15 protein-coding genes, 1 tRNA gene and 7 pseudogenes are annotated in these 18,864 nt (G+C 46.9%); 17 read left to right on the forward strand and 6 right to left on the reverse strand.

Going from position 1 to position 18,864, the window contains the following annotated elements:
* Positions 1–8: 8 nt before the first annotated feature.
* On the reverse strand, positions 9–188 hold the full coding sequence (locus HUN05_10645; protein WDP85537.1) for a hypothetical protein: 180 nt from the start codon (positions 186–188) through the stop codon (positions 9–11).
* Positions 189–342: 154 nt separating this feature from the next.
* On the opposite strand from HUN05_10645, the gene HUN05_10650 reads away from it, so the two are divergent.
* The 10 genes and pseudogenes from HUN05_10650 to HUN05_10695 all read left to right on the forward strand — a co-directional run bounded on the left by HUN05_10650 (position 343) and on the right by HUN05_10695 (position 8,198).
* Positions 343–418: transfer RNA gene (locus tag HUN05_10650), tRNA-His, on the forward strand.
* Positions 419–836: 418 nt separating this feature from the next.
* Positions 837–1,076, forward strand: a pseudogene (locus HUN05_10655) (hypothetical protein).
* Positions 1,077–1,144: 68 nt separating this feature from the next.
* Positions 1,145–2,356 (forward strand): annotated as a pseudogene (locus HUN05_10660) (IS256 family transposase).
* Between the two features lie 213 nt (positions 2,357–2,569).
* Positions 2,570–3,781 carry an IS256 family transposase gene (locus HUN05_10665; GenBank protein ID WDP85538.1) on the forward strand — a complete coding sequence of 404 codons (1,212 nt, stop codon included), beginning with the start codon at positions 2,570–2,572 and terminating at the stop codon, positions 3,779–3,781.
* Between the two features lie 170 nt (positions 3,782–3,951).
* A pseudogene (locus HUN05_10670) lies at positions 3,952–4,613 on the forward strand (permease).
* A gap of 34 nt (positions 4,614–4,647) precedes the next feature.
* Positions 4,648–4,880 (forward strand): annotated as a pseudogene (locus HUN05_10675) (TM0996/MTH895 family glutaredoxin-like protein).
* A 30-nt stretch (positions 4,881–4,910) separates the two neighbouring features.
* Positions 4,911–5,312, forward strand: a pseudogene (locus HUN05_10680) (thioredoxin family protein).
* A gap of 73 nt (positions 5,313–5,385) precedes the next feature.
* Positions 5,386–5,862, forward strand: a pseudogene (locus HUN05_10685) (sulfite exporter TauE/SafE family protein).
* 280 nt (positions 5,863–6,142) lie between these two features.
* Positions 6,143–7,081: pseudogene (locus HUN05_10690) on the forward strand (peptidylprolyl isomerase).
* 208 nt (positions 7,082–7,289) lie between these two features.
* Positions 7,290–8,198 carry a lysophospholipid acyltransferase family protein gene (locus tag HUN05_10695; protein WDP85539.1) on the forward strand — a complete coding sequence of 303 codons (909 nt, stop codon included), beginning with the start codon at positions 7,290–7,292 and terminating at the stop codon, positions 8,196–8,198.
* Between the two features lie 94 nt (positions 8,199–8,292).
* Here the strand turns inward: HUN05_10695 and mtgA are convergent, their stop codons facing one another.
* On the reverse strand, positions 8,293–8,994 hold the full coding sequence (gene mtgA, locus HUN05_10700) for a monofunctional biosynthetic peptidoglycan transglycosylase (GenBank protein WDP85540.1): 702 nt from the start codon (positions 8,992–8,994) through the stop codon (positions 8,293–8,295).
* A 140-nt stretch (positions 8,995–9,134) separates the two neighbouring features.
* On the opposite strand from mtgA, the gene HUN05_10705 reads away from it, so the two are divergent.
* A complete protein-coding gene (locus HUN05_10705; GenBank protein ID WDP85541.1) occupies positions 9,135–9,425 on the forward strand; it encodes an AF1514 family protein in 291 nt (96 codons plus the stop codon).
* Here the strand turns inward: HUN05_10705 and HUN05_10710 are convergent.
* Positions 9,422–10,591, reverse strand: a complete 1,170-nt coding sequence (locus HUN05_10710) for an IS4 family transposase (GenBank protein ID WDP88025.1) — start codon at positions 10,589–10,591, stop codon at positions 9,422–9,424. The two genes, HUN05_10705 and HUN05_10710, sit on opposite strands and share 4 nt — an antisense overlap.
* Positions 10,592–11,098: 507 nt before the next feature.
* On the opposite strand from HUN05_10710, the gene HUN05_10715 reads away from it, so the two are divergent.
* The 6 genes from HUN05_10715 to HUN05_10740 all read left to right on the forward strand — a co-directional run bounded on the left by HUN05_10715 (position 11,099) and on the right by HUN05_10740 (position 15,305).
* A complete protein-coding gene (locus HUN05_10715) occupies positions 11,099–11,443 on the forward strand; it encodes a hypothetical protein (protein ID WDP85542.1) in 345 nt (114 codons plus the stop codon).
* 129 nt (positions 11,444–11,572) lie between these two features.
* Positions 11,573–12,103, forward strand: a complete 531-nt coding sequence (locus tag HUN05_10720; protein WDP85543.1) for a FecR domain-containing protein — start codon at positions 11,573–11,575, stop codon at positions 12,101–12,103.
* An 11-nt stretch (positions 12,104–12,114) separates the two neighbouring features.
* Positions 12,115–13,659 carry a calcium-binding protein gene (locus tag HUN05_10725; GenBank protein ID WDP85544.1) on the forward strand — a complete coding sequence of 515 codons (1,545 nt, stop codon included), beginning with the start codon at positions 12,115–12,117 and terminating at the stop codon, positions 13,657–13,659.
* A gap of 93 nt (positions 13,660–13,752) precedes the next feature.
* Entirely contained in the window at positions 13,753–13,914 is a 162-nt protein-coding gene (locus tag HUN05_10730) for a hypothetical protein (GenBank protein ID WDP85545.1), read from the forward strand.
* Between the two features lie 78 nt (positions 13,915–13,992).
* Positions 13,993–14,529 carry a hypothetical protein gene (locus tag HUN05_10735; protein ID WDP85546.1) on the forward strand — a complete coding sequence of 179 codons (537 nt, stop codon included), beginning with the start codon at positions 13,993–13,995 and terminating at the stop codon, positions 14,527–14,529.
* A gap of 107 nt (positions 14,530–14,636) precedes the next feature.
* Entirely contained in the window at positions 14,637–15,305 is a 669-nt protein-coding gene (locus HUN05_10740; GenBank protein WDP85547.1) for a TetR/AcrR family transcriptional regulator, read from the forward strand.
* On the opposite strand, the gene HUN05_10745 is transcribed toward HUN05_10740, so the two are convergent.
* The 3 genes from HUN05_10745 to HUN05_10755 all read right to left on the reverse strand — a co-directional run bounded on the left by HUN05_10745 (position 15,300) and on the right by HUN05_10755 (position 18,790).
* Positions 15,300–16,718: an aspartate aminotransferase family protein gene (locus HUN05_10745; GenBank protein WDP85548.1), complete on the reverse strand. Its 1,419-nt coding sequence runs from the start codon at positions 16,716–16,718 to the stop codon at positions 15,300–15,302. The two genes, HUN05_10740 and HUN05_10745, sit on opposite strands and share 6 nt — an antisense overlap.
* An 8-nt stretch (positions 16,719–16,726) precedes the next feature.
* The gene (locus tag HUN05_10750) at positions 16,727–17,872 is read right to left on the reverse strand and encodes a DUF819 family protein (protein WDP85549.1); all 1,146 of its coding nucleotides are present in this window, start codon (positions 17,870–17,872) and stop codon (positions 16,727–16,729) included.
* 207 nt (positions 17,873–18,079) lie between these two features.
* The gene (locus HUN05_10755; GenBank protein WDP85550.1) at positions 18,080–18,790 is read right to left on the reverse strand and encodes a DeoR/GlpR transcriptional regulator; all 711 of its coding nucleotides are present in this window, start codon (positions 18,788–18,790) and stop codon (positions 18,080–18,082) included.
* Positions 18,791–18,864: the final 74 nt, after the last annotated feature.

The following is an 18,864-nucleotide window of genomic DNA, read 5'->3' on the forward strand; positions in this document are numbered from 1 at the left end:
GTTTTCCGTTATTCTTTTTTTGATTTATTGATAAAGCCCATCCCATATGCCAGGGCCACCAGGATGATACCGGTGCCGATCCCGTGATAAATTCCCCATTCCGGCCGGAACAGCCGGATTAAAATAATGCCGAAAGCCAGGCCCAGCATCAGGCGCACCGTGAAAATAGTCAATGCATTCATATACAATTGTCCTTAAAATTATACGTCTCTTTATCCCATGGATAATAGTCAAACACAGGTGCCAGGTCAATCTTAAATATATTGGAACTTTGGGTAAAAAAAATCAGAAAAAGGTTGAAAAAGGGGGTGGGTTCTGATAGTTAGGGAGAGTTTTGTTGCGGTGGGTGTAGCTCAGTCGGTAGAGCACTAGGTTGTGGCCCTGGTTGTCGCCGGTTCAATCCCGGTCACTCACCCCATACAATACTAATGAAAGCAGCTAATTAGCTGCTTTTTTTGTTTTCAGCCCCCTTGGCTGAAAATCGGCCATTTCCCGGCCAACGTTTTTTGAACCGCCTCAGCCCCCTGAACCGCCCGATCTTGATCATAAGGTATATACCGTTTAAATGTATCCCATGCCTGGCCGAATGATGCTCTCTTTGGCTCCTAATATGCTTTTTGCTATCCTTAACCTTGCGATTCTTAGTTTTGGGTCCATGCCCGTGATTAGGGATTGGATTGCGGGTGGTTTATTCTTTGAGCCTAAGCTTGTCCGGAACTGGCGCTGGGCAAGATCCTTCCTGGAATTGATCGTCATGATATTGTGGGAAAAGAATAAGCCAAAAACCCAGCGGCTACATCGTTGGGTGGCTACGTATAAACACAGGAGAAACTAAAATGAAATTTAAGTCACCCCCGATTAGGGCAATAAAAAGAAAACCGGGTGTGGCATTGGTGCTGAACCTATTCATGGGGAGTGCCGGGGTAGTTCTCTGGTGGCTTCTTTACAAACAATTGCCCGGGCTGTCAAAATGGCTGACATATGATCTGCTGCCGATCCAGCAAGGCTCCCACCTGGGGGATTCCATAGAATTTTTCCTTTATGACACCCCTAAGGTCATGATGCTGCTCTTTTTAGAGGGCGTTCAAAATTCTGTGTCAGTTGAATGAAAGCTGATATACTCAGCTAAATAAGGAGAACTGACATGACCGAAGAAAACACCGAATTTGATTTTCAAAAAGCCCTTAAAGGCATCCAGGAAGGTAAACCCTTCACAGGTAAGGGCGGCGTCCTTACATCATTAATCAAAAATCTTGCTGAAGCTGCTCTTGAAGGAGAGTTGGAGTCCCATCTCGGGCAGGAAGTTTCTGCCAACCGCCGTAATGGAAAAAGCAAAAAGACCATTAAATCCCTGGATGGTAAATTTGAGCTGGAAACCCCGCGTGACAGGGCCGGAACCTTCTCTCCACAGATCGTCAAAAAACATCAGACAACGCTCAGCGATGAAATTGAAAGAAAGATAATAGCCCTTTACGGCCTGGGCATGAGCTATAATGATATGGCTTCCCATTTACAGGAAATCTATGGACTTGAGATTTCAAATGCCACTCTGAGCACCATTACCGATAAAATCATCCATACCGTCAAAGAATGGCAGGCCAGGCCGTTGGAAAATGTGTACCCAATCGTATGGCTTGATGCCATACATTATAAAGTACGAGAAAACGGAAAGGTCGGCAGCAAAGCCGTTTACACAATTCTTGGGGTGAATATCGAGGGCCGCAAAGAGGTTCTTGGGCTGTACATATCCGAGAATGAGGGTGCGAACTTCTGGCTGCAGGTGTTAACAGACCTTTCAAACCGAGGGGTAAAATATATCCTGATTGCCTGTGTTGATGGTCTAAAAGGTTTTCCCGAGGCCATTGAGACCATATTCCCGGACACAGAAGTTCAACTCTGCGTAGTCCACCAGATCCGAAATTCATTGAAATACGTTGGTTTCAAAAATAAAAAGGAATTTATGGCAGATCTAAAACGTGTTTATAAAGCGGTCAATAAGGATCTGGCCGAAGAAGAACTGGATATCTTGGAAAATAAATGGAATGACAAATACCCGATTGTGATAAAATCCTGGCGGAACAACTGAGAACGCCTCAGTCATTTCTTTAAATATCCAGAAGAGATTCGACGGATAATATACACCACAAATACCATTGAGGCTGTGCATCGACAGTTTCGAAAACTGACCAAAACAAAGGGATCATTCCCGAACCAGGACAGCCTGTTAAAGCTGCTTTACATGGGGATCCAGAACGCCAGTAAAAAATGGACAATGCCGATTCAAAATTGGTCACTGACAATTTCCCAGTTGGCAATTTTCTTTGAAGGCCGGCTGGATAAAGAGCTGGGAATTTGATAGGGATTTATTTACAGATGGAAAAGATGGTTCCAGGAACTCCACTCCAGCAAAAGTCAACTCCTCCGACGTGGCTGATTGAAGGCCCATTCTCGGACCTGACTTTTACTTCCGCTGGCGCTGAGGCAGATCCGGGAACCGAAACGAGGGCGTTCAAAATTCTGTGTCAGTTGAATGAAAGCTGATATACTCAGCTAAATAAGGAGAACTGACATGACCGAAGAAAACACCGAATTTGATTTTCAAAAAGCCCTTAAAGGCATCCAGGAAGGTAAACCCTTCACAGGTAAGGGCGGCGTCCTTACATCATTAATCAAAAATCTTGCTGAAGCTGCTCTTGAAGGAGAGTTGGAGTCCCATCTCGGGCAGGAAGTTTCTGCCAACCGCCGTAATGGAAAAAGCAAAAAGACCATTAAATCCCTGGATGGTAAATTTGAGCTAAAAACCCCGCGTGACAGGGCCGGAACCTTCTCTCCACAGATCGTCAAAAAACATCAGACAACGCTCAGCGATGAAATTGAAAGAAAGATAATAGCCCTTTACGGCCTGGGCATGAGTTATAATGATATGGCTTCCCATTTACAGGAAATCTATGGACTTGAGATTTCAAATGCCACTCTGAGCACCATTACCGATAAAATCATCCATACCGTCAAAGAATGGCAGGCCAGGCCGTTGGAAAATGTGTACCCAATCGTATGGCTTGATGCCATACATTATAAAGTACGAGAAAACGGAAAGGTCGGCAGCAAGGCCGTTTACACAATTCTTGGGGTGAATATCGAGGGCCGCAAAGAGGTTCTTGGGCTGTACATATCCGAGAATGAGGGTGCGAACTTCTGGCTGCAGGTGTTAACAGACCTTTCAAACCGAGGGGTAAAAGATATCCTGATTGCCTGTGTTGATGGTCTAAAAGGTTTTCCCGAGGCCATTGAGACCATATTCCCGGACACAGAAGTTCAACTCTGCGTAGTCCACCAGATCCGAAATTCATTGAAATACGTTGGTTCCAAAAATAAAAAGGAATTTATGGCAGATCTAAAACGTGTTTATAAAGCGGTCAATAAGGATCTGGCCGAAGAAGAACTGGATATCTTGGAAAATAAATGGAATGACAAATACCCGATTGTGATAAAATCCTGGCGGAACAACTGGGAACGCCTCAGTCATTTCTTTAAATATCCAGAAGAGATTCGACGGATAATATACACCACAAATACCATTGAGGCTGTGCATCGACAGTTTCGAAAACTGACCAAAACAAAGGGATCATTCCCGAACCAGGACAGCCTGTTAAAGCTGCTTTACATGGGGATCCAGAACGCCAGTAAAAAATGGACAATACCGATTCAAAATTGGTCACTGACAATTTCCCAGTTGGCAATTTTCTTTGAAGGCCGGCTGGATAAAGAGCTGGGAATTTGATAGGGATTTATTTACAGATGGAAAAGATGGTTCCAGGAACTCCACTCCAGCAAAAGTCAACTCCTCCGACGTGGCTGATTGAAGGCTCATTCTCGGACCTGACTTTTACTTCCGCTGGCGCTGAGGCAGATCCGGGAACCGAAACCGTGACACAGAATTCTGAACATTCCCTCTTTTTGGTTGTTTTTGGGGTCGGCGGAATTATCCGAAGCTTTTTTACACCTGAAAAACCCGGGCTTTTTTGTCCGGCAAGAGTGAATTGGCCGGCAATGTCCTGGCGGCTCTGCTCGGCATTGTCACCCCTTTTTGTTCCTGTTCCGCCGTGCCGCTTTTTATCGGGTTTGTAACGGCAGGGGTGCCTTTGGGCGTGACCTTTTCCTTTCTCATTGCCGCCCCCATGGTCAATGAAATTGCCCTGGGTCTTTTATATGGGCTGCTCGGCTGGGATGCGGTAAAAGAGATTATCGGCCGGGTCTGGATCTATGTCCTTTTGGGGATCGGGGTGGGTGAGGGGATTCACGGCTTTGTCCCTGAAGGCGTTATGGCCTCCATCATGGGCAAGGGATCCTGGTGGTCGGTTCCCTTATCTGTTCTCATCGGTGTGCCCATGTATTCCAATGCCGCAGGCGTGATTCCCGTTGTCGAAGCCCTTTTGGGAAAAGGCGCAGCCCTGGGCTCTGTTCTGGCTTTTATGATGAGTGTTATTGCGCTGTCTTTGCCTGAGATGGTGATATTAAGAAAAGTGTTAAAACCCCGCTTGATTGCCGTATTTGTAGTTGTTGTGGCCTGCGGGATTCTCTTTGCCGGCTATTTGTTTAACCTGATTTTATAATTAAGAATGTATTGAATTAAAGGAGATAAAAAAAATGGAAATTAAAGTGCTGGGTCCCGGATGTGCCAAATGCAGCAAGACTGAAAAGCGGGTCCAAGAAGCGGTTAAAGAGGCCGGGGTGGATGCCTCGGTGGAAAAAATTACCGATATGATGCAAATTGCTTCCTAGGGGTGTTTGGTACCCCTTCTGTGATTGTGGACGGTGAGGTGAAATGCTCGGGAAAAGTCCCTAAAAAAGCAGATATTTTATCCTGGCTGGAAACATAATTTTTGTAAACCACAAATGAGGAATTCATTATGCCAATCCCTTTGAATAGGTTTGTTTTTCTGGCACTTGTTTCAATTTGTCTGCTTGCTTCGCCGGGATGGGCACAGGACCTTTCCAAAATACCGGAAAAAGGAAAGATCACCCTGGTAGACCTGGGTGCCAAAAACTGCATTCCCTGTAACACTGATGGCATCGATACTTACCAGGCTTAAACTGGCCTATGAGGGAAGGGCCGACATTGTCTTTATTGATGTATGGGAAAATCGGCAGCAGGCCCCCGGTTTAAAATCAGGGCCATCTCAACCCAGATATTATTTAATGAAAAAGGCGAAGAGGTCTTTCGCCATGTTGGGTTTTTGGATGAAGCACCCATTGTTGAACAATTGACAAAAATGGGCGTGGAAAAGCCGGATTTGAAAAATAAAGGATAATCCAATGCTGGACACTATATTTTTAACCATCAACCAATGGATGACCGGGGCCATTGGCATTGCCGTTTTAGGCGGCTATTTTATGCCCACCCGCACCTTGCTTTTTGTCTTTATTGGGTTTTTGTTTTTTTCCGGTTCCATGATGATTTTTTTCAAAGGTTCAAAATATTCACACCAATACCGGGAAGACCGCCCTTTTGCAGGCCCCATGGGGGTTGGCGTTCTGGCTGGTTTTGTTTCGGGGCTTCTGGGGGTTGGCGGGGGTGGTATCATTTCCCCGCTGATGGTGGTTCAGGGATTTAACCCCAAGAAAGTGGCCATGGTGACGGCCTTTTCCGTGCCGTTTTCATCTTTTTCGGCCTTTGTAACCTATGCGGCCATGGGATCGGTCTCCCTTAAAATTTTTGTCTACGCAGGTCTGGCCGCCTGGCTCGGGGGGTATCTGGGGACCTGAACCATGCAGAAGAAAATGAAGCCCCAGAGCGTGAAACGATTGCTGGGCGCTGTTTTGATTCTTATCGGGATTAAATTTTTATGGTCCATGGCCTAATCCTTCGGTTAAATCAGTTTATGTTTCAAAAAAAAAATGGTAGTATCCGTGCCGATGTTGAGCGATTGAGAGTCGCCTGATTTTAATTAGTTGATATTAAAAGAAAAAATGGTGGTGTTTCAGGATGTTAACTTCTTTTACTCACCCCAATATTTCATTAGGAATGATTATGAAACATGCTATGAACAAATCTTTTTGGGCAGGGGCAAATGCCCTTTTTATGGGGCTGGTGCCTGGGCTGTGCCGGCTTTTTTTTGTTTGGATCTGCCTGTTTACCCTCATGGTTTCCCCGCTAAACGCCCTGGCCCAGAAACCGGAGTCTGCTGACCTTGAAGATGGCCTTTATGCAGACATCAACACCAGCAGGGGACAGATTGTCCTGGAGTTGTTTTATCAAAAAGTTCCCATGACCGTGGCCAATTTTGCAGGCCTTGCCCAGGGCCGGATGATGACAAAGGTGAAAAAGGGTGAAAAATTTTATGATGGCCTGAAGTTTCACCGGGTGATCCCGGATTTTATGATCCAGGGAGGAGATCCTTTGGGAAACGGGACCGGCGGTCCGGGATATCAGTTTGCCGATGAATTTCATCCAGAACTCAAGCATGACGGCCCCGGTATTTTGTCCATGGCCAACTCAGGCCCCGGAACCAATGGGAGCCAGTTTTTTATCACCCACAAGGCCACACCCTGGCTGGATTTTAAACACTCTGTGTTCGGCCGGGTGGTCAAAGGGATGGATGTGGTCAATGCCATAAGACAAGGGGATGTGATCAATAGCGTTAAGATCATTGCCAAGGGCGATGATGCAGGCGCCTTTCAAGCGGATCAGGCCGGATTTGATGCCATTGTCAAAACGCTTGAAAATAAAAAAAATCCCGATGCGTTAAAGACCGATTCCGGGTTGATGTATGTTCTGGTAAAACCCGGGACAGGCCCTGTTGTGAACCGGGGCGCCATAGTTTAGGTCCATTATACCGGGGTGATTTCAAAGGGCAAAAAATTTGATTCCTCCAGGGACCGGGGCCGGCCCATAGAATTTGTTCTGGGCAAAGGCGAGGTGATCCCGTTCTGGGACCTGGGGATTGCGGGAATGAAAAAAGGGGAGATGCGCAGGTTGCTTGTTCCCTATCATCTGGCCTATGGCCAGAAAGGATATCCCGGTGTTATTCCGCCGAAAGCCACCCTTATTTTTGATGTGGAACTGGTGGACTTCAATTAGGAAATATCTTGTTTTTTCACCCAGGGACTGCGGATTCAAAGTGAACTCCTCTCATCTGTGAATCTATTTTTTCTGGAAAAAAATCCAAATTATTTTGAGAAGAGAGTTTATGGTCCAGGCAATGATTTTTGCCTGGATCTTTTGTCAGGATAGATTGGAGCAAAGGCGATCTTAGGTTGCCATGACCCCTTAGGATAAAGGTATAATAATGACAGATGATACAATTTACCGGTTGCTGAAACTTATCGTCCAGCTCATCGGCTGGATTCCCCGCCCCATCTCCAGAGCCTTTTCCAATTTTTTAGGACGGTTATGGTATCAGATTGATAAACGTCATCGAACCGTTGTTCAGGAAAATATCAGCCACGCTTTTGGGTTTTCTCAGGACAGCCCCCAGGTCAGAAATATGACCCGGCAGATTTTTAAAAATATAATCGGGATCCTGTTTGAAATCGGGTGGGCATATAATCTTAAAGAAGAAAAATTTCCCCGGTATTTTATCTTTAAAGGGTATGAGAACCTGGAATCCGCCCTTGCAAAAAAACGTGGAGTGCTGGCTTTGACCTGTCATATGGGCAATTGGGAATTGCTCTGTCAGGCCATTTCCCAAACCGGTTTGAAAAATGCAATCCTTTACAGGAAAATGGATTTCCAGCCCCTGGAAAGATTTATGCTGGAAATCCGCCAGCGCTATGGTACCAGGCTGATTGCACTGAAAGGGGCCAGTCGGAAGATTGATGGGCTGCTGGCCCAGGGCCAGGTGGTGGGGACCCTTCTTGATCAGAATGTGGACTGGTATGAAGGCTGCTTTGTGGATTTTTTCGGTCGGCCTGCCTGTACCAATCGGGGCGTGGCCTCTTTGGTTATGAGGACCCGCGCCCCCGTTGTTCCCATGTTCATCCGGCGGGAAAATAAGAGGTATATTATTGAATTTTTGCCTGAAGTGCCTCTGGTGTTAACCGGAGATCAGACAAAAGATCTTGAGATCAACACACAAAATTATACCTCTGCTGTGGAATCCATGATCCGCCGATGCCCTGAGCAATGGTTTTGGGTTCACAATCGCTGGAAAACAAAGTCTTTTTGTCCGTGGCCACAGAGGGCTGAATCCAAATAGCAACTATCCTGAGTTTTTAACCTTGGTATTAAGAAAAATTACCGGCAGGCAGTTGTTTGGCTGTTAAATACCTGCCTGTTTTTTTTGAGAATCTCTATAACAGGGGCATGGCCTTCATCTGGGAGAGTATCCATTTTTTGCGTTTGATCACATGGACGGATGGATTTCGGGCTGACCATTTATGGGGACTTGGCAGGATCGCCGTCATCAGGGCGGCCTGGCCCATGGTCAGGTCTTTGGCATCCGAGGAAAAATAGGCCCGGGCCCCTGCCTGGGCGCCCACGATTCCCGTGCCCCAGTCTACGGTGTTTAAATAGATCTCAAGAATCCGTTTCTTATCCCAGATCAGTTCAATGAGGATGGTATACCAGGCTTCTGACAGCTTTCTTGCTATACTCCTGCTTGAAGGAAGAAACATGGACCGGGCCGCCTGCATGCTGATGGTGGACGCCCCCCTGAATCCGTGGTGGTTCATCACCTGTGAAATTGCATTTTGAATTTCTTTAAAGTCAAACCCGTTATGGGTTAAAAACCGCTGGTCTTCTGATGCCAGCACCGCCTGTCTTAAGTGGGGCGAGATATCTTCCAGGTCCTGCCATTTATAATTTGCCTTGAGATAAGGGACATCAAAGCATTTGCTTCTGGCCCATTCATAGACCATGTTCACAGTGCCCGGGGGATTAAAAAATTTAAAGGCCAGAACCTGGCAGAATGAGAGGACAATAAGGGTCAAACAAAGTTTCACCCCTGTTTTTATGATCCATGTCCTGAACTTGTTTTTTGTTTTTTTCTTCATTTAATCGTTCCTGGTTTGCTTTCTACCCGTAAGCCTGTCGGTTGTCAAATTAAAAAAAAGCCTTATCTTTTTTTCCAGCAGCCCTGTAAAAAGGGGTGAAAATTTAACGACAATATCGACAAATCTCCATGGAGGTTTTTATGACTCAGATTCACCATATCACCCAAAACCAGTCCCAAGAATATATTGATATCCAGATCAATCCCTCAGACCTGGATTTTACCGCCGCCAAACAGATTGCAAAGGACAAGGCCTTTGAAATTTGCGATCACCCCATGATCCTGTCCTGGAAAAATGGGAAGACCGGTCAGTCCCATCCGGATTATGAATGCGGCATCAATGATCGTCCTTTTTGGATCAGATATGCCCAGGGCAGGGGCGCTAATCTCACCATTGACATTAACAAGGGAGAATCAGTGATGTCCGGTTAGGTTTTTGCTTGCTCAATAATTTTTTGATCTTTGACAATATTGTCCCTGTTTGAACTATGAGAGCCCTGCTCCTCGCAGCCAAACAGGTCATTTAGAATGGCGGTTCGCAGCTGCCGAACTCTTTTGATCGTGACCTTTTCATTAAACTGTTTTTGGCAATGGATTGTCAGTAACAGGTAAGTGATAAGGCCGCCAAGAATCTGAACCATAAGGCCGTATTCACTGCGGGCAATGAGATGATATACCTTCAGATGTTCTTTCCACCATTTGAAAAAATCCTCAATGGTCCACCGGAGTTTATAAATTGTTGCTATTTGTTCCGCTGTTAAATCATGCCTGTCAGTTGCCACATAGTATTTGACGCCAGCAATTTTATAGCCAACAACCCGAACAGGCCTTTTCGTCTGGTTTTGATTCGGAGTACCAAGTTTAACCAGTGCATCATAAAAAATGTAGCTGTCGGAAGGGGTCTCGTGGTTATCAATAATTGTTCTTGTTGTCCTGGTTTTTATACGGCAGACAAAATGTTTGCCTTGCTCCTGAAGCAGGTCAAATTCTTTATGGGATTGATATCCACGATCCATAACACCTGTTTGCCCCTTGGAAAGTATTTTGGGAACAAAAGTGCGTTCAGCGCCGTTGCCTTCAGTCAAAAAGATTTTGTTTGGGATTCCGTGATTAATGTCAAATCCGCAATGTACTTTGGCTTTTTTACTTCCTTTTCTGTAGTTCGCCCAGTGCATTGAAAGGACTGCATTTATGAGACTACCGTCAATGGAAACCAACTCTCCTAACTCGGCGTGTTCACCCGGATGACACTCAAGAGCCTGTTTATAAAGATCCTCAAAGATAAATTGCAGTTGTTCGAGTCCCCTGTGATTGATGGCTTCACAGAAACTACTACGGCTGATACCACCGTCTGGCGCAATATTTTCTTTAGCAAAAACATTCTCCTTGAGATCCTGAATTAAATGTCGGGCAGACTTGTGCTCCTGAAGATGGAAATAAACCAAAGCATTTATCTGGTCTTCGAATGTCATTTTTAAAGGGCGGTCTCCTCGAGATTGTAATTCCGGTGCTTTTGAAAGTGACTTTATCAGAGAGCACCTGAAATTGTCAAAGTTCAGGGACCGTAGTTGTTTTTTAGGGACTGAGATGTGCGTCATTTGAGCTCCTTGAGTTAAATTTTCAAGGCGCACAAAAATTTTTACGCACATTTGTCAACACAAAACAGACTGTTTTTTCAATGATTTTAGATGCTTTTTATATGCAACAACCTAACCGGACACTACTGAGGGAGAATACGTGTTTATGGTCCTTAAAATGTACTGGCCAATCGAGACCTGCCTGACAGGGTATTGTCTGTCCCTTGGGTCTGGCTTGGAAAAATATTCAATGTTTTGCCTTTTTTAGATTTTTCAGATAATCAGGTACCATCTGGTTATCCTTTTTAAGGGGGTGTTAAAACAATGAAAGAATATGCTGAACTTTATGGGATTGGCCGGAGTGGATAGATGAACGATAGGGCCATGAGCAATGGTCTGTTGAAATGAAAAAAATAACGCCCAAAGATGAGAGGCCCTTTGTCTTTTTTTAATTCCTGTTTCAGGGCTGGGGCAGATATAATATCTGCATATCCAAATTTTTGGATATGGATATCGGTCCTGTCCGCAATGTTTTTCATGGTCAGCCTGGCTGCTGTGTCCTGGCTTGTGGGAAAAATTCCAACCTATCATTTTGTGGACGTCAGCCAGGACCGGGGCCCGGGAAAACTAAAAAAAGGGTCTCTGGCTGTCAGGGCCGTGAAAAATCTTGGCGGACTGGTATTGATCCTTGCCGGAATCATCATGCTTTTTATACCGGGCCAGGGCCTTTTGACCATATTGGTCGGAGTGATTTTTCTTGAGTTTCCGAAGAAAAAACGATTAATCCTGTTTCTTGTGGGAAACAAACAGATTCAACAAGGGCTGAACTGGATTCGCGACAAAAAAAAGGTCCCCACCCTCAAGTTTCCCTGACCTGATTTTTCGCCTTGGATGAAAGACGATGATCTTTATATTTGTGCATTTTTGATTTTCAGGGTATATTGAAAACATTGTTTAAAACAGGTTGTGTTTCATCAATTTCCAAGGCGTTAAGGATATCTTATGGCTGATAATTCAGTGGGAAAGGTCATCCAGGCAACAGGAGATGCCGTTGCCGTGTCAGACGGCACCAGTCGGGTTCTGAATTCCGGCAGCGAAATTTTCAAAGGGGATGTCCTGGTGACCAAGCAGGGCAGTTCCCTTGAGATTCTGTTCAAAGACAATACTTCCCTTGCCCAGAGTGAAAACAGTGAAATCCAGGTGGACAACTATGTGTATGATCCTGATGATGCCTCTAATTCGGATTTGCTATTAAACATGTCTAAGGGGATTTTTCGCACCATTACCGGGGAAATCGCAGAAAAGAATCCAGATCATTTCCAGCTTAAATCTCCCCTGGCGACCATTGGGATCAGGGGAACCACAGTGGTCAGTGAAGTGGGGGATGATACCGAGCGTCAAGGTGTGGAGGAGATCGGCACTGACAAAGTCCTGGTGGTGCAGGATAACATGGGAAATATCCAATTTATTTCCCAGCCCAGGCTGGTGGTTGATTTTATCAGGGGCCAGGCCATTTCGCCCCCCGTATTTTGACTCCAAAGGAGTTGGAAGATTTTAGGGAGGCCGCTCCCATTACTGCCAAAGGAGAATCCCAAGATTCCCACGAAGATGGGGCAGACGACCAGGATTCAGGAGAGGAAACAGAGGGTTCCGGGGAAGATGGGGCTCAGGAAGAAGGCGCATCCCAAGAGGGGGATGCAGAGGACTTACCCCAAAGTCTGACTGTGATGGAGGCAATTGAGTTTTCCGAGATTCAGAGCGATTCCCAGTTCATGGCCGAAGACTATGGGAGCGGGGCTGACCGGGAAACCGCCACCCAGCGACAGGATTCTGATGTATACGGGGCCGATCCGGCAGAGACTGAACAAGAGGACAAGATTGATGATGATTTGACCCTGACGGGCACTGCCGGGGATGATATCCTCAAAGGCGGGCCGGGAAATGATACCATTTTAGGGCTTGGCGGCAATGATTTGCTGGTGGGCGAGGGCGGTAATGATGTTCTGGACGGCGGATCTGGAAATGACCGCCTTGTGGGCGGTGCCGGAGATGACCAACTCAACGGCGGGAATGTTCCCAAAGAGTTTCCAGGGAATATTGCCGACTATCATGATGATCCCGGTCCTGTGAGGGTTTCCATAAATTATACCTATTCTGACGGCAGGGGCCGGTTTGACGGGTCCACAGCCACGGACGGCTGGGGCAATACCGATACCCTGGTTGACGTTCTCATCACTGGTGGGTCCCGGTATGACGATACCCTCACGGGAACCAATGATGCCTCGTCAACGGCCGGAGAGATGTTTGTCCTGACCCTGGGCAACGATACCATTGACGGCCTGAGCGGTGACAAGGATGAGATTGACTTTGAATATCTGGATACCCTCGATCAATTCAGTCACGGGTATGTGAACCTTGAGACAGGAGAGGCTAAAGCCTATGCTACCGATGATACATTATTATCCGTTGATACCCTTTTCAACATTGAAGATGTCTACGGCAGCCAGGGCGATGACACCATCCTGGGCAGCTCAGAGGATAATTTTATCAAAGGGGCCGAGGGCAATGATTTGCTCAGTGGGGGGGATGACGGGGAAGATACCCTCCGTGGCGGGATTGGCAATGATACCTTTCGGCTGATGGATTCAGGCAACCGGGACCGGATTGAAGATTTTCAGATCCATGAAGGCACGGGCAATGATATTATTCAGTTCATTCAGACGGATTTGGGGTTTGGGCCCACCGGGGGCTCCCTCTATAGTTCGGCATCTTCGGACGATCCCACATTAAAGCCCGTCGATTATAAAATCATAGGGGTCTTGGATATGGCCCAGACCGACTGGAGCAATGAGGCGGATGTCATAACCAATTCAATGAATTTTACAAGTTTAACAGGCTCTCCTGGTGAAGCAGAAACTTATTTTGTGGTGAGCAATGGCCAGGATGCCCGGGTGTATTTCTGGACAGGGGATAACAATAGTAATAACGGCACTGTAGATGATGCCGAATTAACGCTGTTGGCAGAACTTCACGGGGTAGATGAAAATGACCTGGCAGATCTGGATGCCGGCAATTTTGATCTTGCCTGATGGTTGACATTTCGTTCTTGGGCGTTAACTTATAGTCATTGCACAAGCAATCTGGTTATACCCCATTCAAATCTTAGACAGGGAGGACGATCCATGGCAGATACCAAAGAGAAAAAAGAGTATTGCGATGCCCAGGACCAGAAAGAAGTGGTTGAAAAAATGACAGCCTGTGATGAAAACTCAAAAGATGACAAAGAGCGTGATCAATGCTATTCCAAGGTGATCAAAGAGGATGACGGGTGCATGTCTTCCTGATAGTTTAAACCCATTGTTTTTTTCCGGCCCGGTGGTTCCCGGGCCGGTTTTTTGTCTTTGCCCTTTTAAGGAGATGCCGTGGAAATAGAGTCCTCCAAAATTCAGGCCTATTTATACCAGCTCAACCAGATGACCCAAAGTGATCCTTCGGCCAATGTGTCAATGTATGCGGTGGGAGATGCGCTTGGACTTGAAAAAGAGGCTGCGGCGAAAACGGCTGAAACCCTTTTCATGGGGGGGCAGGCAGAACTTAAAACCTTGTCCGGCGGCATCGGGATTACAATCATGGGGATCAAGGCCCTGGGGATCACACCCAAGGCTGATCCGGATGCCCCCCGTCTTTCTTTAAGCCATGAGATCGGTTTGACCAGCAAAGACCGTCAAACCACAGACCTTTTGCTTGACCGGATAAAATCCGGACTGGGCAAAAAAGAGACCCAATATGATCTGCTTGATCAGGTGATCATGGACATAAAGACCATTGAGGTTCACCTGCTCTCTGTCCATCCTAAAACCGCCGTGGTCCGCGAATTGTTCAGATCCATTTTTCAGGCCCTGCCTGCCCAAGCGTTTCCTGAAATATCCGGGCAGTTGGATGGCCTGGTAAATACCTGATGCCCTGTTTTTTTTCTTTTTGAAATTCATTTGATTGACTTGGAATTCACCATGGTGTAATTTTATGTGCTGAACCTATATCAATCAGGGAAGGACCGGAAATCCAGATGAGTTCCAAAGACCGTAAAGCATGGGAAAAACAGCAGAGGGAAAACCGCATCATTGACATGGCCGAGCCTGTTTTTTTCAAAAAAGGGTATGAGGGTACCACCATCATAGAAATTGCCAAAGCCTCGGGATACAACAAGCGATCCATTTATCTATATTTCAAAGACAAGGAAGAGATTTTTCTGGCCGTGGTGCTGAGGGGACTTGTCCGCATGCATGACATGCTTGAAAAGGTGTCAACCACCTCTGACATCAGGGATATGGGCCAGGCATTTTTTGACTTTTCCCTGGCCCATCCTGATTATTTAAAACTGATCATGGTCTATGAGGCCAATACCTGTGTGTATCAGTCGTCCAACAGACTCGCTTCAACCGGTTCAGATGAGAGACCTTTTTATAGAAAAAAATGCCAGGATAAAACCGATGCCATTGCCGCAGTCATGACCCAATGTCTTGAACACGCCATGGCCCAGAACCAGATCAGAACAGACCTGTCCCCGGAGCAGCTCATGCTCATTCTCTGGGGCCAGGTTTTTGGGGTGATGCAGATCATCCTCATGCGGCAGCAGGATTTTAAAAAAACCTATGGGATTTCCTACAAAGCGTTATTCAATGCCTTTTTAGACATGGCCAGTTTGAGTCTTTCCCCTGATGTTTCCCAATCATGATCTGAACTTGAGAAATAAGCGTCCAAGCTTGTCCGCCCATCCCTGATCCTGGGTCTCTTGTTTTGAAAAATCAATGGCCCGGCCCTGGGGGCCGTACATATCCCGCATCATTTTAATGACATTTTTTTTCACCATTTTTCGAAACGGGACTTTTGATACCATGCCGTAGGTGGCAGCGCCTCCCTGGGTGGCAAGCTTGGGCCGGGCCCTGACATATGCACTACTGGCTGCCAGATCATTTAAGTATTGATCAATCACTTCATGGTGAAGGGGGGTAACCATGGCATGGAGGCATTCAGGCTTTTGCTGCCGGTCAATATGCCATCCTTTTTCCTCCATCTGGTCGCCAACGGCATAAATCCCCAGTTTTTTATCTGTGGATGCAAAGGCAAAAAGACTCATTTCAGGCGTGCCCAGGATATTCAGCCCCTCAATGGCATTTACGCCCTGGATCAGTGCCTGGGTGGTATCCATTATTTTTTTTGCACGGTCCAGGTACCCGTTTTTGCCCATGGCCTGCATGGCCGCCCAGGCTGCGGCAATGGATCCCCCGGGACGTGTGCCCAGAATGCCAGGGGAGGCAAACACCCCGCCCGGCCATTCCGTATGTACGAAGAACTGGTGCTCCATGATGTCCATGTTCCGATAAAGAATGGTAGAGGCACCCTTGGCCGCGTACCCGTACTTGTGGGTATCAGCCGAGATGGAGGTTACCCCCGGTACCCTGAAGTCAAAGGAGGAGACAGGGTATCCGAGTTCTTCAATAAAGGGAAGCAGGTATCCGCCCACGCAGGCATCCACATGAAGGGGAATATTTTTTTCTTTGGCGATTTTGCCAAGTTCCCCAATGGGGTCCACCACCCCGTGGGGATATCCCGGAGCCGAGCCCAGGATCATGACGGTGTTTTTGTTCGTGGCCTTTTCAACTTTTTGTACATTGACCTTGAAATTGTCGTCCAAAGGGATGCGCACCGGTTTGACCCCGAAATATGCCGCCCCTTTTTCCCAGGCCACATGGGCGGATTCCGGAATGATCATCTCGGGTTTTTTTATTTTTTTATTTTTCTTGCCCATATCCCTGTAGGTTTTTACGGCCAGAAGACAGGATTCCGTCCCCCCGGCCGTCATGATACCGCAGACATCTTGGTCTCCGCAGAGCAGATCCGCAGTCATGCGGACCACCTGGGTTTCAAATTGTTTCAGGCTTTGGAAGGCCATGGGATTAAGCCCGTTGGTCGAAGCGTACATATTTCCGGCCTGATTTAAAAATTCTGAATAGGCCTCATCCAGGTAATAGACCAGGCTCCAGGTTCTGCCGGCTTTATAATCCGGGTCATTTTTGCCAAAGGTTTTTAATTCCTCCAGGACCGTATCAAAATCTCGGCCCTGTTCAGGAAGGGTGATTCTTGTCATGATTTGCCTCAATGGATTAAAGATTTAACAATATAGGCCATGGTAATGCCCAGATAGTTGCCCACGGCATAGCCGATAATGCCTGTGGTCAGTCCGGACAGGATAATGGTCTTGTTTTTAAGGGCTCCTGCCACCACCGGCACAAACGGGGGAGAACAGATGGCCGAGGCCGAGGTGATGATAAAGGTGTCTGCATCGATTTTAAATATTTTGCACATCAGGGCATGAAGGGCCAAAGTGCCGAAAACACAGACCATGACATAGGCGAGCAGGGGCAGGTTCAGGTTGGCAAGCCTTTCCAGAGATGACATGGAACTGACGGTGAGACAAAAGATCATGATCAGATACATCCCCAGCTGAAAGGTCTTTTTAATGTTCTGGACTTTGGGCACAAAAGAGGCGCCAATGCCAAGGGTGGTGATCAAGAGGATGGTGACGGCCGTGGACTGGGCCTTGGGGACAATCTGACTAATGCCAAGGGAGGTACCGACAATCAGAATGGACAGGAGCAGGGCTGCGGTAAGCCCCTTGAGGGTCCCGGGGGCAAGCATACCCTTGTAATCATCAATATCTTCACTGTGATCCGCCCCTCGATTGTTTGAATGATTTTCCGGGAGTTTGAACCTGGGCAAAAACAGCTGGCAGACCTTCTGGGCAATGGAGATGAAAAAGACAATGCATAAAAGCGTCACAAAAATATCATAGGTGTGAAAGGTCAAATATAGTTCGGGATTGACATCCAGGGCAGTTTTAATGGCGGCCAGGTTCGGGGTGCCCCCGGTGTATACGCCCACGGCCATACCCACAAGTTTCCAATTGTCTATACCGGAAATCCATAAAAAGCCTGCACAGGAGACCAGGATGATGGAGAAAATGGCAAGGACCATGGATAAAAGGGTTTTGCCGGCAAGACTGACCCATTGTTTTAAATCCAGGGAAAAAAGAAGCAGGGGCAAGGAAAGGGCAACCGTGACCTCGCAAATACTCTCCTGAATTTTGCTGACCTCCGGGGGGAGAATGTTGATATTGCCCAGAATCAGTCCTGCGGCGTAACAGAGAATGATCATGCCGATTTTGTCGGCCAAAGGATACCTCATGCACAACCAGATGATAAATGCGGGGAAAAAAAGATAGAACACCAGAGTTGCTGCCATTAATTTTCTCCTTATTCGACTATGGTGATTAGAATTTCACTATGGTGAAATTAAATTCTTTAAATGGAGATGTCAATCTTTTTTTCCAATGCCAAAATTTTTGGCCGGGGGTGTTCCGGCAGGGGGGCAAGCCTGATGAGGTTACAAGATTGGGGCGCGAATGGGAATCTGGGGGGTAACCGGTTTGGATGGAAAGAAGAAAAAGTCTTAAGCTTTGGCAATGATGACGCGTATGCCTGTGTCTTCAAGCATTTTTTTAAAGTCCGGTTTGATGCCGGCATCGGTGATCAGGATATCAATTTTTGAAATGGGGGCTGTTGTAAAATTTGCGACCACCCCTATTTTACTGTGATCTGTGACCACCACCACAGGCCCTTGAGTCCTTTCAATCATAAGCCGGGTGACTTCGGCCTCCTCCTGAATCGGGGTGGTCAACCCGAATTTAACGCTGAGGCCGTCCACCCCGATGATGGCCTTTGAGCCGCAGACCTGGTTTAAAAGGGAATGGGCAAACAAACCGATCATGGAGTTGGATTCGGGCCTGAACATGCCGCCGGTGAGGATCAGTTCTATCCTTGGATCGGAGACAACCTTCAGGGCATTGGTATTGCTGGTGATCACCCGCATCTGTTCTCCTGACAAATGCTTGAGCACCTGGGTGGTGGTGGAGCCTGTGTTGATGAGCAGGGTATCCCCGGGCTCTACCACCTGGTTTACAGCCTTGCCGATCATTTCTTTTTCCCCGGGGTTGGCCTGGTCTTTTTCCCTGTACAAAGGTTCGGTTTTCATCCTCTGCCTGAGGATGGCCCCCCCGTGGGTTCTGTCTAAAATCCCCTGGCTTTCAAGCAGATCAAGGTCCCTTCGAATGGTCAGTTCGGTGACATTGAACTGCCGGCTTAATTTAACGACCTTGACCACTCCGTTTTCTTGGATGATTCCCTGGATTCTTTTTTGCCGGTCTGTATGTGTGTGCCATGGCCATGTATTATTAG

The organism is Desulfobacter sp., assembly GCA_028768545.1.
Taxonomy (GTDB): domain Bacteria; phylum Desulfobacterota; class Desulfobacteria; order Desulfobacterales; family Desulfobacteraceae; genus Desulfobacter.